At 48.5% G+C, this 15,410-nt stretch carries 14 protein-coding genes; 12 read left to right on the top strand and 2 right to left on the bottom strand.

The window, feature by feature from the left end; translation table 11 throughout:
- Positions 1–301 precede the first annotated feature (301 nt).
- Positions 302–1,006, bottom strand: a complete 705-nt coding sequence (locus AOV_RS02365) for an alpha/beta hydrolase (protein ID WP_075138980.1) — start codon at positions 1,004–1,006, stop codon at positions 302–304.
- 200 nt (positions 1,007–1,206) lie between these two features.
- Between AOV_RS02365 and AOV_RS02360 the strand changes: the two genes are divergently transcribed.
- The 9 genes from AOV_RS02360 to AOV_RS02320 all read left to right on the top strand — a co-directional run bounded on the left by AOV_RS02360 (position 1,207) and on the right by AOV_RS02320 (position 9,548).
- Positions 1,207–2,769: an aminotransferase class V-fold PLP-dependent enzyme gene (locus AOV_RS02360; RefSeq protein WP_075138979.1), complete on the top strand. Its 1,563-nt coding sequence runs from the start codon at positions 1,207–1,209 to the stop codon at positions 2,767–2,769.
- A 32-nt stretch (positions 2,770–2,801) separates the two neighbouring features.
- Complete coding sequence (locus tag AOV_RS02355) at positions 2,802–4,028, top strand: IscS subfamily cysteine desulfurase (RefSeq protein ID WP_075138978.1); 1,227 nt, start codon at positions 2,802–2,804, stop codon at positions 4,026–4,028.
- Positions 4,029–4,036: 8 nt separating this feature from the next.
- The gene (gene iscU / locus AOV_RS02350; protein ID WP_075138977.1) at positions 4,037–4,441 is read left to right on the top strand and encodes a Fe-S cluster assembly scaffold IscU; all 405 of its coding nucleotides are present in this window, start codon (positions 4,037–4,039) and stop codon (positions 4,439–4,441) included.
- Between the two features lie 7 nt (positions 4,442–4,448).
- Positions 4,449–4,826, top strand: coding sequence for a HesB/IscA family protein (locus AOV_RS02345; RefSeq protein WP_199463087.1), 378 nt, complete (start codon positions 4,449–4,451; stop codon positions 4,824–4,826).
- On the top strand, positions 4,819–5,268 hold the full coding sequence (gene hscB, locus AOV_RS02340; RefSeq protein WP_075138975.1) for a Fe-S protein assembly co-chaperone HscB: 450 nt from the start codon (positions 4,819–4,821) through the stop codon (positions 5,266–5,268). Before AOV_RS02345 ends, hscB begins: the two co-directional genes overlap by 8 nt.
- Positions 5,256–7,049: an Hsp70 family protein gene (locus AOV_RS02335; RefSeq protein WP_075138974.1), complete on the top strand. Its 1,794-nt coding sequence runs from the start codon at positions 5,256–5,258 to the stop codon at positions 7,047–7,049. Before hscB ends, AOV_RS02335 begins: the two co-directional genes overlap by 13 nt.
- A gap of 25 nt (positions 7,050–7,074) precedes the next feature.
- Positions 7,075–7,428 (top strand): ferredoxin family 2Fe-2S iron-sulfur cluster binding protein, encoded by a 354-nt coding sequence (locus tag AOV_RS02330; protein WP_075138973.1) that lies wholly within the window; start codon positions 7,075–7,077, stop codon positions 7,426–7,428.
- Between the two features lie 33 nt (positions 7,429–7,461).
- Complete coding sequence (locus tag AOV_RS02325) at positions 7,462–8,631, top strand: hypothetical protein (protein WP_075138972.1); 1,170 nt, start codon at positions 7,462–7,464, stop codon at positions 8,629–8,631.
- Between the two features lie 515 nt (positions 8,632–9,146).
- Positions 9,147–9,548, top strand: a complete 402-nt coding sequence (locus AOV_RS02320) for a cytochrome c-type biogenesis protein (RefSeq protein WP_233497223.1) — start codon at positions 9,147–9,149, stop codon at positions 9,546–9,548.
- A 61-nt stretch (positions 9,549–9,609) separates the two neighbouring features.
- On the opposite strand, the gene AOV_RS02315 is transcribed toward AOV_RS02320, so the two are convergent.
- Entirely contained in the window at positions 9,610–10,179 is a 570-nt protein-coding gene (locus tag AOV_RS02315; RefSeq protein ID WP_075139482.1) for a UbiX family flavin prenyltransferase, read from the bottom strand.
- A 369-nt stretch (positions 10,180–10,548) separates the two neighbouring features.
- On the opposite strand from AOV_RS02315, the gene gyrB reads away from it, so the two are divergent.
- From gyrB to nuoG, 3 genes are all read left to right on the top strand, one after another.
- A complete protein-coding gene (gene gyrB / locus AOV_RS02310; protein ID WP_075139481.1) occupies positions 10,549–12,930 on the top strand; it encodes a DNA topoisomerase (ATP-hydrolyzing) subunit B in 2,382 nt (793 codons plus the stop codon).
- 180 nt (positions 12,931–13,110) lie between these two features.
- Positions 13,111–13,326, top strand: coding sequence for a hypothetical protein (locus AOV_RS02305; RefSeq protein WP_075138970.1), 216 nt, complete (start codon positions 13,111–13,113; stop codon positions 13,324–13,326).
- Positions 13,327–13,333: 7 nt separating this feature from the next.
- Positions 13,334–15,409 (top strand): NADH-quinone oxidoreductase subunit NuoG, encoded by a 2,076-nt coding sequence (nuoG, locus tag AOV_RS02300; protein WP_075138969.1) that lies wholly within the window; start codon positions 13,334–13,336, stop codon positions 15,407–15,409.
- The last annotated feature ends 1 nt before the right edge of the window (position 15,410 follow it).

The following is a 15,410-nucleotide window of genomic DNA, read 5'->3' as shown; positions in this document are numbered from 1 at the left end:
TGTACAATACAAAACCACCGCCTTCAACCACCGCCTTGGGACCAAGCTGAGAAAAACCTATGCGCTGGGATACGCGCGATTATTTGTCACATATGGACTTTGCCCCTCCCGGACATCACAAGAGGCCCTTGTGGACCTACTTTTACCCCTAAAGACTCTGAGACTACACACCACCAGACGGGCGCTCTATGTGCATAGACAACTGGAGAACTGCTAAACCCGGCTAAAGCAACGCGACGACCAACGGAACGGCCACCCACATTCATCACAACTCCCGTGCGTGGCAGCCAAACCCTGCGCACTACCCAGCATACACTGGGTGCTTGCCCTTGAGCCTCTTAGCAGAAAACGCCTGCTCGCTCCCAGCCGACATCCTGGACTTTATATACGCATCAACCACCTCGTTAAGTTGGCTGATATGATCACGGAAAAAGTGGTCTGCCCTTTCTACGACGTAATATTGCATGTGTTCACTCTTGATTGAGGCGCTCAGCCTTGAGGCAAGCTGGGAAACTGCAGCCTCCTCGGCGATGCTGTCGTTGTCTCCCTGAATTATCAGGCCAGGTACAGGGCAGGGCGATAAGAACGAGAAATCGTACCTATTTGCCGGTGGAGATACCGCGACAAACCCGTCAACCTCTGGCCTGCGCATCATAAGTTGCATCGCTACCCATGCCCCAAAGGAAAAACCTGCAACCCAGAACGACGAAACCGAAGGGCTATTGTTTTGGAGCCAATCCGCGGCAGTTGCTGCGTCACTCAGCTCCCCTACACCCTTGTCGAAAACACCCGCAGACTTGCCAATACCCCGAAAGTTTATCCGAAGGACGGAAAAGCCATTAACGGCAAATACCCGGTAGAGGTTGTATACTATTTTGTTGTCCATACTCCCACCATACTGGGGGTGAGGGTGAAGTATTAGCACCAGAGGGGCGTCAGCATCCCTACTACCCGTGTATCTTCCCTCTATTTTGCCCGCAGGCCCATTAAAAAAAACCTCTCGCATTAACACTTACCAGACATCTGCCATACCGCCACAGCCATCTTGCAGGAAAAAACCCACTTGACACGGGGTATATTATCCACTATCACTATACACCGTGAAGATGCTAACTAAAAAGTTCCTTCTTACCAAGGGTTTTTTTTATCTTTTACCTAGCCCCGGTTGTTGCTTCTGCCACTGTACGCGTTTAGAGTGAGGACGCCATGTTGATGACCACGAGGTTACGTTACGCCGTGATGTTCATGGTAGGGTTGCTCAACCAGGGGCAGCCGGGTGGTGCATTCAAACCAAAGAGGGCCTCCTCCATAGCGGACAAACAATCTCTCTCTGAGGGTTATTTAGAGAGGGTTATAACGTCTTTGAAGAGCAAGGGGCTGGTGAAATCAACTAGGGGACCGGGCGGAGGGTATTCTCTTGGAATGCCTCCTGAGCACATAACGCTGGATTTGCTACTGGACTCTGTTGGAGATAAGATTAGGATGGTTAGGTGTGAGAGTGGGCACGTGGGCTGTCTGCCGTTTCCCGGCGTCAAGTGTAATAGCCATAATTTATGGGATGGCATTGAGAAATATGTCATGCACTATCTGAAGAATACTTCCATTTTGGATGTATTCAACAACAACCTCAGGGTTGTAAACGGCGATGACGGCTATATATATGCAGATTACAACGCGACCGCTGCTGTGAGTGCGCCGGTAAGGCACAAGTTAGGTAATGAGCTTCTGTTCGGGGGTTTTTATAATCCGTCTTCCGTTCACAAGTTGGGCCAGAAGGCTAGGGGAGTCATTGAAGATGCACGAGGAACGGTTATAAACAGGCTCGACGCTGCAGGATATGATGTAGTATTTACTTCTTCCGGCACCGAAGCAAACAATTTGGTTTTCAGGAGTAGTGCCGATTGTAAGCATATTATCTCTGCCATCGAGCATCCTTCTGTAATGAATGCTGCGGTAAATCCCACAATAATTCCAGTAAGCGGTTCTGGCGTGATATCTCTCGATGCTCTAGATGGCATATTGAGCTCGCTTAACGGGGAAAAGGCTTTAGTTTCTGTCATGTTAGCTAACAACGAAGTGGGAACAATACAACCGGTTCAGGAAGTTGTGAGACTTGCGCGTAAATACGGGGCTACCGTGCACACTGATGTTGTGCAGGCCTGTGGGAAGATTCCGGTGAGCGTGCTCGAGCTTGGTGCAGATTTTGTTACTATCTCTTCGCACAAGATCGGCGGAATACCGGGTGCCGGTGCACTGCTCTTTAACAGCAAAAATGTTGGAGTAGAACCCATGATATTCGGTGGGCTACAGGAAAAAGGGTTACGTGCTGGTACAGAAAACGTAGCGGCGATTTGTTCTTTGTCTATAGCTTTGGATGGTATACAAACTTGCGTAGGTGAAATGGCGGCTGTTAGGCAGATGCGCGATCTATTGGAAAGGAAAATAAGCGAATTTGTGCCCGAATGTGTGATTTTTGGACGCGATGTAGACAGGCTGCCCAACACCACATGTGTTTCCATGCCTGGTGTGAGTAAAGAACTACAGGTTATGGGCTTTGATAGCCATAAGGTGGCGATAGGCGTGGGATCCGCCTGCTCTTCGGGCAAACCCGGCGCATCACACGTGTTGTCTGCGCTTGGGGCCAGTGATGAGTGTGCTCAGAGTGCTATCAGGATAAGTCTGGGGCCTGGAGTGACAGATGACCAGATTTGTAAGATTGCTGATTGTTGGTATGGGATTTATAGCAACTTTCACGCGGCGGTTAACTAAGGCTTTGAAGTGATTGATGGGGGGTTATAAGTATGACGGGAAGCAAGGGAGTGCAACCTCCTATGTTTTTTGACTATCAGGCTACCACTAGGGTAGATGATAGGGTGCTTGAGGCCATGATCCCGTATTTTCGACAGTTTTCCAACCCACATTCACGCAGCCATTCTTTTGGGTGGAAGGCTGAGTCTGCAGTGGAGGTTGCTAGAGAGCAAATTGCTGGGGCGATAGGTGCAGATCCTAAGGAGGTTATATTCACCTCTGGTGCCACGGAATCTAATAATTTGGCTATCAAGGGGCTAGCGCGCTTTTATAAGAACAAAGGGAACCACATAATAACCCTCAAGACCGAGCACAAATGTGTGCTAGATTCGTGCCGACATCTTGAAACCGAAGGCTTTGAAGTAACTTACCTCGATGTTCGGGGGGATGGCATATTAGAGGTGGATAAACTCGAAAGTGCAATAAGGGATGACACAATACTTGTGTCCGTCATGGCAGTCAACAACGAGATAGGGGTCATTCAACCCATCAGCGATATAGGCAAGATATGCAGAAGTAGGGGTGTGTTTTTCCATACTGACGCAGCCCAGGCGCTTGGCAAGGTGGCTATAAGTGTTAACGACATGAACGTGGATCTGCTGAGTATTTCTGGGCACAAAATATATGGCCCAATGGGGGTTGGTGCGTTATACGTGCGCCGCCGCAACCCAAGAGTGCGTCTGGTACCGCTGCTCAGTGGGGGAGGGCAAGAACGTGGTATGAGGTCTGGCACTGTGCCGACACCTCTGGTAGTTGGCCTCGGTGAGGCGGCCAAGATAGCCGTTGAGGAGATGGAAACCGAGAATGAAAGAATCCGCATGTTGCGTGATGTGCTGTATAATAAGATCAGAGGGGAGCTTTCCCATGTGGTTCTAAATGGGAGCTACTCCCAAAGGATACCGGGAAACCTGAATTTGAGCTTCTCTTATGTGGAAGGGGAGTCTGTCATCATGGCAATTAATGACTTGGCAGTGAGTTCGGGTTCTGCATGTACTTCTGCCTCTTTGGAGCCGTCTTATGTGTTGCGTGCCCTCAATGTAGAGCAGGATCTTGAGCACTCATCCATAAGGTTCGGAATAGGAAGATTTACTACCTTGGAGGAAGTTGAATACGCAGCGGACTTGGTGATACGGAGTGTGCGCAAACTTCGTGAGATGAGCCCTCTATGGGAAATGGTACAGGAAGGTACCGATTTGAAGACTATTAAGTGGGATGCATAGGAGGATATATGAGTTATAGTGACGCTGTGTTGGATCGCTGCAAGAATCCGCAAAATGTTGGTTCTCTGCCTAAAGATGATCTAAGTGTTGGGACTGGGTTAGTTGGGGCTCCGAGTTGCGGAGACGTAATGAAACTACAAATAAAAGTGGATGAACATGGCACAATAGTTGATGCCAAGTTTAAGACGTTTGGGTGCGGGGCCGCGATTGCTGCGAGCTCGCTCGCTACGGAACGCATAAAGGGCAAAACGATAGAGGAGGCGTGCATGCTAAAGAATACCGTTCTTGCTAAGGAGCTGTCCCTACCTCCAGTAAAGATACACTGCTCTTTGTTAGCTGAAGACGCTGTGAAGGCCGCGGTGCACGATTATAAGAGCAAGCAGCAGAATGCCAAAGGGGGTGGTGAACATTGAGGTACCTATGGGGCTGAGTGTTGAGAAAGGCAATTGGTGTGGTGATTCCCCCATCATCGTGACGGATGCAGCGTGGCGCAGAATGAAGGAGCTACTGGTGAACAAGGGGAATCCTGGTGTTGCGATTAGGATCCTTGTGAAGCAGAAAGGGTGCTATGGATTTAAGTATCACATAGAATACGCGTACGATATCAGGCCGCTTGAAGTGAAAGTTGAAAAGGTGTTCGATGGGTTTAAGGTTGTGATACTGATAGAGCCAAAGGCCATGATGTTCATCCGTGGCACCACGGTTGACTATTATAGCGATAGGTTGTCGTCTGGTTTCGTTTTTAAAAACCCCAACGAAAAGGGAAGATGCGGCTGTGGGGATAGTTTTTATGTCTGAGAACTACTTTACCCTGCTTGGTTTAGAGGTCAGTTTTTTCATAGATCTTGAAACCATGGAGAGGAACTATGTAGCCATGCAAAGTAGCATGCATCCGGATTGCTTTTCTGATCTCACGAAAAAAGAATCCGCTGTTGCGAATATTGCAAAGGTGAATGAGGCGTATTCCGTGCTTAAATCCCCATTGACACGGGCGGAGTATATTCTAGAACTTAATGGTATAAAGCTGCAAAATGAAGACCGGAACAACCTGGTATCTGAGGTATTTGACGTGTGCGATGCCCATGACGCAGAATCCGCGATCACGTCAGAAATGTCAAAGTGTCAAGAACTTATGGGGAAGTTCTTCGAAATAGGTGATATATACCAGGCTGCGCTACAGGTTGAGAAGCTGAAATACCTGAAAAAGCTGAACAAAAGCGGGGCCGCATGCAGCTGTTAGATATAACCGAGCCTGCAACGACGGAATGGGACGTTGCATTTGGAATAGATTTAGGTACAACCAACTCCCTGATCGCCGTTGTAGAGCATGATGGCAGCGTTAAGGTTTTTGAGGACCCAGCTGGGCGATCTCTAATCCCTTCAATTGTTGAATATACCCGCAATGGGACGGTAAATGTGGGACATGATGCAAATCCCTTGTGCGCTTTGCGCTCCACAAAGCGCCTAATGGGCAAGCTTGCCAAAGATGTGCACAGCGGCTCATTTTGCGGTACAAAGGTTGTAGATAAAAATGGCAGTGCAGCGCTTAGTGTTGATCAAGATAAGGCGATAACACCGGTCGAGGCTGCTGCTGAGGTGCTCAAGTGCCTTGTCAAGTTGGTCAAGAATAGCACCGGCCAGGACGTTACGCATGCCGTTATCACAGTCCCTGCATATTTTGACGAGGTTGCGCGAAAGGCAACCAGAGATGCCGCTATGATGGCCGGTATTGGGGTGTTGCGGTTGCTGAGCGAACCAACCGCTTCTGCGCTATCATACAAAGTTGAGCAGGCCGGTGGCGTGGAAATATGTGCTGTTTATGATTTTGGGGGTGGCACCTTCGATGTTTCCGTTCTAAGGCTCTACGATGGGGTGTTTCAAGTATTGGCTACAGGTGGGGATACCCACCTAGGAGGGGATGACATAGACCAGTTGCTTGCAGAACTGGTTGTGGCAAAGTACGAAAGTTGGAAACGCGAGCAGGTTTGTGGCGATCCGTACGCTGACGGCTTGGTGCTTGACGCCTGTAATGCTAAGAAGGCCCTGAGTGGAGGCAACGGTGGCGCCTTTGAGTTCAGGATATGTGGTGATGTTTTTCAATGTAGCATAACCGATGCTGAGTTTACCGAAGTTGTAGATAAAGTGGTTTCCAGAACCATGAAGATTTTGAAACAGACAATCTCTGATGCTGGGATCGAGCCACGCGATGTTTCTAGAGTCATTTTGGTTGGAGGATCCTCTAAAATCCCTCGTGTAAAAGCCGCGCTGGACTCTATGTTTTGTGGGCGGGTGTTCGATAGCGTTGATCCCGAGAAAGCTGTGGCTGTTGGAGCCGCACTCCAGGCGTATTACCTCTCAAATCCCGCTGCTACGGGTAAGAAAGTGCTAGTGGATGTTGTACCCCTTTCTCTATCCCTTGAGGTGATGGGAGGAGCAGTCGAAACCATAATATCTCGCAATACCCCGGTGCCGGCTCTTGTGACACAGGAATTTACCACGTATACTGACGGCCAGACTGCTATACACATACACGTGTGTCAGGGGGAACGAGAGATGGCCGACGCGAACAGGTCTTTGGCAAGGTTCGATATTAAAGTGCCCCCCTTACCTGCGGGTGAGGCTAGGGTGAAAGTGGAATTCAGAGTCGACATGGACGGCCTGTTGGTTGTTTCTGTCCGCGAAAAGTCTACTGGTTTGGAGAAATGTGTAGAGGTGCATCAGCTTGAAGGTATTACTTCAGAAGATGTAAAACGGCATGTACTCGGTGCGGTGGAGAATTTTGATGAGGACATGGCCTCTAGAGAACTTAGCGCAGGTAGGGTAGAATGCGCGCGCATTGCTGAGTTGCTAGAGGGGGAGCTAGCTAGTGGGCGGTTGTCTGGGGTTGCATTGCAGGAGGCCAACGATGCGCTTTCTGGAGCTAAGATCGCTATGGCTGGGTCAGATGTAGAGAAAATGCGTGACGCAGCAAAAAAGCTTCGGGAGAGGCTTGTTGATTGTGGAAAATTGCATGAGGAATAGTGGCTAGGATTTTCGGAGTTTATAAATGCCGTCGGTAACTTTTGTATCTCATAATGGAGTTGAGAAAACGTATGAGGCCCACGAAGGGGAAACTCTCCTTACGTTGGCGCACAGGAATAAGGTTGATTTGGAGGGTGCATGCGAGGGTTCGTTGGCCTGCTCCACATGCCATTTAATAATTGATCCCGAGTGGTACGACAAGGTAGAATCGCACAATGAGCTGTCGGATGAGGAAAATGATATGCTTGATCTAGCATTTGGGTTGACTGAGACATCAAGATTGGGGTGCCAAATTATTGTGACCAAAGAACTCGATGGGTTGCGTGTCATTTTACCTAGCGAGACCAGGAATGTATCCTTTTCCGGAAAGGATGAGTAAGCGGTTTGTACGTGTTCTATTGGCGGTGGTGCTATGACTAAATTAAAGTCGGTTGGTGCGGTCTTGTTGGTTCTGGCTTTCGGCCTCCTTGCGGGGGCTTATCCGGCTTCCAGGTGGCTTGCCAAGCAGGCTTCTCTGTCTGTTATAGATGCCATGCGTGGTGCTGGACGTGGCATTTTCCCGGTGCAGTCAATCGACTATGAAGATATCGAAATACAGGGGGTCATTCCACGCGAAGTCCTACTGCGGAATTTTAAAGTGGACGTCGGCGCCGGTGTGTCTATTGTAGCGGAGTCCCTATCACTGTCTTATAGTGTTTCGGATAACATGTTCAATATCGCATTACCAGGTGGGAGCGTACAGATATTTGGGTTACCACAAGATGCAGAAGATGAATCAGGCGCAGTAGAATGCAAGACCAGCGCCAGCTACAGCGCAGTGTTTGAAGATAGCCTGCTAATGCACGTGCTTAGGAAACTTGTGCTCGGAAATGCGGCCAAGAAGAATGAAGTGGTGAAGTTTACGTATTCTGATGAGGGTGGAGTTGCCTGCTTTGACGCGGCCTCCGGCGGGTATGTTTCTGTGTATGATAGGGCGCATTTGTCTGTAGAAGACGATGAGCTAGCTTCCAAGGGTGGTGAGCAGGAGTTTGCCGTTACTCTTAATTCGGAGGTTGTAAGGAACGAGGGTGCCGACGGGTCTGGAGGCCTATTCCTCCAAGCAAAAGGTCTTTCTCTATCACAGTCACGTGGGTCTGCAGAGGCCGAAAGGGCTTTGTATGCGGATATTCAACATATTGAGCTTCGTAGCGATGGATTTAGCCTGCTGGTGCACGGCAATACATCCTTGTCGGAGAGTTGTATGTTAATCTCGCCTGCAAGGTGTAAGTCAGACCTACATTTCGAACTTAGAGGCTTTGCTGAATTTTCGAAGTTTGTGGCTGATATCGTTCAACAAACGCGTCTTGGAAAGGAGCATGAGGCAATAAGCGAGGTGGTGAGCGAAGTCAACTATATGGCACTTTTTGAGGTCATCATCGACGCGATAAAGAGTGCTTCCATTGTCGCTAAAGATGACGCCGATACCATAACTTTTACCATTAAATCTAATGGCAACAAACTCACCATAGGCACCATGTCATTTCTGGAGTTTTCAGAGTTGGTCATGAATAAGGTGAGGGAGGCCAAGATTCCTGGGCTCTAATCGCACAAAGCTTATACTTGGCGGGTAGTCCCGATATGTGTGTAGGAATGATGCCAAGGTTACCAGTGCCCACCTTGTCTATATGTTGGCTTGACTGCTAATATGGCGGGATTTGTGAGGCAAAAGTTAGAAATTTTCAGAATGATACAAGGCATGTTATGACTTATATATTAAGTTCTAAGCAACGTGCAGCAGACGCATCAGTGTGACGACTGCTCAGTGTAGCGGCAAGAATCTGGGTAGTAAATTATAAAATTTGCCGGATGTTACGCCGTGCTTTGTATATAAGGGTTGTTATCGATTTAGTAACTTAGGCAAAATCGATAACGACCCTAAAATGGAATATAAATCAGGCCATTGGTAGTTCGTATGCAACCGTGGCTCTACGCACCACCGCAGTTTTCACGCTGTACAGTGCACGATGATGGTCCCTTCTGCGATGTTTTTTGTGGTGTGCTGCTTGCATGCCTTGTGGTTTTGTTGTAGACACTATCGTGCGTGTATATGGTTTGTCTGTGGCCCGGCTGTTTCTGTTCTTTTTTCTGTGTATGCCCCTTCCTTGCTATGCTGCCTCCTTTGCGGTCGATGATAGGCTGCTGTCTAAGGGCATGGAGTCCCGCGCTGATAGGATTTTCAGGCTGACTAAGTGCCTAGTGTGCTCTGGAGAATCGCTGCGTGATTCGCAGGCCCAGTTTGCGGTTAATATGCGAGAGCTAATAAGGGGTGAAATTCTCAATGGTCGTACGGATGACGAGATATTAGCTGGTCTTAGAGATAGGTACGGGCAGCAAATACTAAGTGTTACACCCTACGAGGGGTACACTCGGCTCCTATGGGTTTTACCGCTTCTAGCTCCTGTGGTGCTTGGTGCGCTGATGTTCGTGAAACTCGTGCACGTTGGGTCAAGGCAGGTGTAGCCGCGCTGCGCGCACGCAGGTATGCAGCTTTCGCACTGGTTTGGTTGTTGGGTGATGTGGACTAGATTCCTTGCCACTCACGTAACTCTTGCTGTATATCAAACATGCCTAGCACTCTGTCCACTGAATTACTCACCACGTCATCTAGTGACTTGGGGTGGTGATAAAACGATGGTATGGGTGGGGCGATGATTGCTCCCATTTCTGCCAATGATACCATGGTGCGCAAGTACCCCAGATGTAGTGGGGTTTCTCTGAGCATTAGCACCAATTTTCCCCTCTCTTTCAGTACCACATCCGCGGCCCTAGTTAGTAAATTAGAGGTTACACCGGCGGCGATTTCAGACATAGTGCGCACCGAGCATGGAACTACGACCATACCTATAGTTTTGAAAGACCCGCTTGCTATTGAAGCGCCTACGCTGCGCACATCATGGTAGTGTGTGCAATAATCTGTGTATAACTGCTCCATTGTGAGTAAATGACCGCACTCGTGTGATATGGTTATCTTTGCTGCATCGCTTACCACAAGGTGGACTTCGTATTTGGATTTGCGCAGCTTTTGCAGCATCCGTATGGCATATAACGCGCCAGACGCGCCACTAATTCCCACAATTATTCTCTTTGCCATGATCAAGTTTGTGTGGTGTGATATGGTCCATTCTAGGGCCTCACATCTGGGAGCACAACGCGTTTTTCTAACGTATGGATTTCGGGGTGTAGAAAATTTGCCTGCCATAGGGCACGCGTCGTAAATGCCTTCCAATTTACTGGAGTAAAATCCTGATTGCGTTCAGGGGCACTGGCGCATGGTTGTGTATCTGGCTGCCGCTCGCTTATTTGGTGTCTAATGTGTTCATTTCTGCAACCTGCATTGTCATAGTCAGGTGGATGTTTTAAGCATAAATATGCACTACAATGTTCTCTACAGTCGATTGCAGTTTTACATTTATTGGATTTTTTGTATTATGGGGCGGTGGTTCTTTACAAATGTGTCAGAATGGGTAGCTATAACGCGAGCGCGATTACCGTTTTAAGGGGCCTGGATGCGGTTAAGAAGCGTCCTGGTATGTATATTGGGGATACGGATGACGGCTCTGGACTCCATCATATGGCATATGAGGTTATTGATAACGCCATTGATGAAGCCCTGGCGGGGTTTTGTAATAAGATAGATATTGTTATCGCAAGCGATGGTTCTGTTGCCGTTACAGACAACGGTCGTGGCATCCCTATAGACATTCACGAAGAGGAGGGGGTCTCAGCTGCGGAAGTGATTATGACCCAGCTGCATGCGGGCGGTAAATTTGACCATAACAGTTATAAGGTTTCTGGTGGGCTACACGGTGTTGGGGTGTCTGTGGTGAATGCACTGTCTAGTTGGCTGGAACTCACAATTTGGAAAGAGGGTCGGGAATACTTCATGCGGTTTGAAGACGGAGCTGCTATTTCTCCGTTGAAGATGGTGGGGGAGTGTGGAAGCAAAAAAGGCACTAGGGTGAGTTTCATGCCCTCCAGTAATGTATTTTCTCATACAGATTTCAGCTACTCTACCCTAGAGAACAGAGTGCGCGAGCTTTCTTTGCTGAATTCTAACGTGGTTATCACACTGAGGGATATGCGGGAATCTCCGGCTGTGGAGTCAAACTTTGGCAACACCTTGGAGGAGGGCAGTAGCGGCACTGCGGCGTTTGTCGAATATCTTGATAGAAATAAAACTCCTGTAACTAAGGTTATTTCCCTTAAGGGTATGATGAGTGGTTACGAGATTTCTGTAGAGCTCTCCATGTGCTGGAATGACTCTTACTACGAGAATATGCTGTGCTTCACCAATAACATTCGCCAAAAAGATGGGGGTACGCATCTTGCCGGGTTCCGCTCGGCGCTTACCAGATGTGTCAACAATTACGCTACTAGCGAGGGCTGCCTGAAGAAAGCCAAGATTGCTATCATAGGGGAAGATGTGCGAGAGGGGTTGACCTGCGTTCTATCAATCAAGATGCCTGACCCCAGATTTTCATCGCAAACTAAAGATAAGCTGGTGAGCTCAGAGGCCAGGCTGGTTGTTGAGAGTATAGTTTTCGAAAAGCTTTCTTCTATTTTCGAAACCAATCCTAAGCTTGCCATGAGCGTTGTGGAAAGGGTTATCAGGTCGGCAAAGGGTAGAGAAGCAGCGAGGAAGGCGCGTGAGGTCATCAAAAACAAAGGTGGGCTTGACTTTACAGCGTTGCCGGGGAAATTGGCTGACTGTCAGGAGAAATCCCCGGAGTTATCCGAGCTTTTTATAGTTGAGGGTAATTCTGCTGGTGGTTCTGCTAAACAGGGTAGGGACCGTAGATACCAGGCGGTTCTTTCGCTCAGGGGTAAAATCCTCAATGTGGAGCGCGTTGGTCTGGATAGGATGCTTTCTTCGAGCGAAATTGCCTCGCTCATCACGGCGATAGGAAGCAGCATAGGTATAGGTAGTTTTGACGTGTCTAAGGTGAGGTACCACAAGATCATCATAATGACTGACGCTGATGTTGACGGTTCACACATACGCACCTTGCTACTTACTTTCTTTTTCAGATACATGAAAGACATAATAAGCGAGGGGTATTTGTACATAGCCCAGCCCCCTTTATACAAGCTTACTAGGCATAGGAAAGACACGTACATCAAGAATGACGAGGCGTTGAGTGATTATATCGTGGGCAATGCAACTCGGAGCCTGGTGCTCAGTGGAGGGGCGGAGCACTCCGGTGCGGAATTGCAGTCCATACTGCGCAAGTGTATGCGCATCGCTAACGTTACTAAAGCGTATGCCAGGACGATCCCGCAAGAAGTTTTCGAATCTCTCATTGTGCAATACAAAAAGTGTGGCTGGGGATCGCCTGCAGATATGACGGCCCATCTGAATCGCGTATTCTCGGAGTATCAGTGGAATGTTGAGGTATCTGACGATGGAGTGCTCACGATTTTCAGGTTATCTCAGGGTATGGTTGACAAATACTCCATAGGTACCGATTTTGTGAATTCCAGAGATGTTCAGAGTATTATTGGCGCTTTGGACGGGATAGAAGACATATTTGGGGAGGGCACTATGTTGTCTGCAAAGGACTATCAAGTGAAGGTGCGTTCTCCGTGTGCGCTGGCCAGCAGTGTTGTGGAGTTTGGTCGCAAGGACATGGCTCTTCAGAGGTTTAAAGGCCTTGGTGAGATGAATGCAGACCAATTATGGGATACCACGCTTAACCCTGAGACTAGGACATTGCTTAAGGTTAAAATATCCGACTATGCCGCAGCTGATTCTATCTTCTCGGTGCTAATGGGGGATCTTGTCGAACCTAGGAGAGACTTCATTAACGACAATGCGCTCAGGGTTGAAAATATTGACTCATAGGGTTTTCTTCTCAGGTGTGGTTGCCGCGTCTATGGCCTGGGTTCCGCTGGGCTATTTCCGGTCGCGTTAGTTAGGTGTTTTTTGAGTTTTACTTCTGCGCCGTTCTGGAGCTATCTTGGTTATTGTTGTTGACGGGGTAGTGTCACCTGATAGAATTAGCCCTGTTTTTAGGAGGTTACGATGGCAAAAGGTGGTAAGGTTGCTAAAACCGCTAGCAAGAATAATCCTAACCAACGCAAAAAAGGCACCTCTGCTAAGGTGTATGCAGGGAAGGCAGTCAGGCCTGTAAAGTACGTTGATAGAGATAAAGGGCACGTATTCATGGCAGCCCAGTTTGACGATGGTAATCTCGTCGAAGGTTCTGACGGGGTTCCGGTGCAGTGGTCAAGCATATAGGAGTGCCGTGGTCAAGGTGGTAGTAAACTCTGCGGAGATAGAAGTCGAAGAGGGGGTTACTATCCTTCAGGCGTGTGAGAGCGCTGGGGTAGAAGTCCCGAGGTTTTGCTATCACGAGCGTCTGGCTATAGCTGGGAATTGCAGGATGTGTCTGGTGGAAGTCACTGGGCAACCCAAGCTTGTTGCTTCTTGTGCCATGCCTGTGTCTGAGGGTATGGAGATAAGCACTAGCAGTGAAAGGGTGCGAAAGGCCAGGGAGGGCGTGCTTGAGCTACTGCTGATAAATCATCCTTTAGATTGCCCAATCTGTGATCAGGGGGGAGAGTGTGACTTGCAAGATCAGGTTATGGGCTACGGGCGCGGTATTGGTAGGTATGACGAATATAAGAGGGCCGTATCAAAAAAGGCGTTTGGTCCCCTTATAGAGAACTCGATGAACCGGTGCATCCACTGCACTAGGTGTGTAAGATTTCTGTCTGACGTTGCGGGTACGTACGAATTTGGCACCTTTGGTAGGGGAGAAAACATTGAAATAGATTCTTGCATAAAGCAAGGTGTGCTGTCAGAGCTGTCTGGCAACATAATAGATCTATGCCCTGTGGGTGCTCTTACCTCAAAGCCGTATTCATTCAAAGCCAGGCCGTGGGAGCTCTCTCATTGTGATACAATAGACGTTTTAGATGCTGTATGCAGCAACATAAGGGTTGACTCTCGCGGTTTGGAGGTCATGCGCGTTCTACCAAGGCTGAATGAAGATATAAATGAGGAATGGATTTCAGACAAAACAAGGTTCTCATACGATGGCCTGAGCATTCAACGTCTAGATAGGACCTACATTAGGAAGCGTAACAAGCTTGTGGCCGCGAGTTGGGATGAAGCACTTAGTCTGGTTGCTGAGCGTTTTAGTAATACACCGCCTGGTGGGATGGCTGCGATTTCTGGTGACCTGGCAGATTGCGAATCCATGTTTTTGTTGAAAGAACTAATGTGCCACCATGGCAGCGAGACTATGGAGTGTAGGCAAGATGGAGCTAAGCTACTTCCGAATCCCAGAAGTATGTACCTGTTTAATACGTCAATCGCGGGCATAGAAGAAGCGGACTTGTGTTTGTTGGTGAATGCGAACCTGAGGTTTGATGCGCCCGTAATAAATGCCAGACTACGCAAGCGGTACCTGAGCGGCGGCATGGTTATTGCTGCTGTGGGGTGTGATTTTGACTACACCTACTCGGTGAAAAACTTAGGGCGAGAGCTGAGTGTATTGCGGGATATTTGTGATGGGTGCCATGAATTTTGCAAAGCTCTGAAAGCCTCAAAAAGGCCGATGATTGTGCTTGGACAGGATGCCCTTGCTTCGGATGTAGGCGATAAGGTCCTAAAACTGGCCGCTTGTATTGCAGAGAAGTTTAACATGGTGCAGGGTGATTGGAACGGATTCAACGTACTTCACAGGGCGGCAGCGAGGGTTGGAGGGTTGGATATAGGTTTTCTGCCCAAAGATCCGAGCAAAGTTGGAGTGCGTGAGATTTTGCACGGGGCTTCCAATGGTGATTTCCAGGTGTTATATCTTTTGGGTGCGGATGAAATAGACCTTGGTCCCGTTAAGTCTGCCAATCCTTCCCTATTTGTAGTGTATCAAGGCCATCATGCGGACCGTGGTGCACATATTGCGGATGTTGTGCTACCTGGTGCTGCGTATACAGAAAAAAGGGCTACTTACGTTAACACTGAGGGGAGGGTGCAGAGGACGGAAATTGCGGTTCGCCCACCTGGGGACTCTATAGAGGATTGGGTGATACTAAATATGCTGGCGGGGCGGATTGGGTGCAAGTTCCGTTATGATTCAGTGTTTGACGTTTGGGATGGGCTTGCAAATATTGGTGCTCAGTTTAAAGCAGAAAATATAGGGGGCCTTGTTGCTTCGGAATGGTCCTTGCCTGACAAAAGCATGAAGTTGCAGCCATCCGCATTGAAGGGGGAGTTTACCGCTGAGCGAAGAAATTTTTACATGACTGATCCCATAAGCAGGGCATCTGTGACCATGGCAAAGTGTACCAAATTTTTTGCGGATAAAGCTTGTTGAT

It is taken from the genome of Anaplasma ovis str. Haibei (assembly GCF_002214625.1).
Classification (GTDB): Bacteria; Pseudomonadota; Alphaproteobacteria; order Rickettsiales; family Anaplasmataceae; genus Anaplasma; species Anaplasma ovis.
The sequence above is the reverse complement of the archived record's forward strand: the minus strand, read 5'-3'. Positions and strand labels throughout refer to the sequence as shown.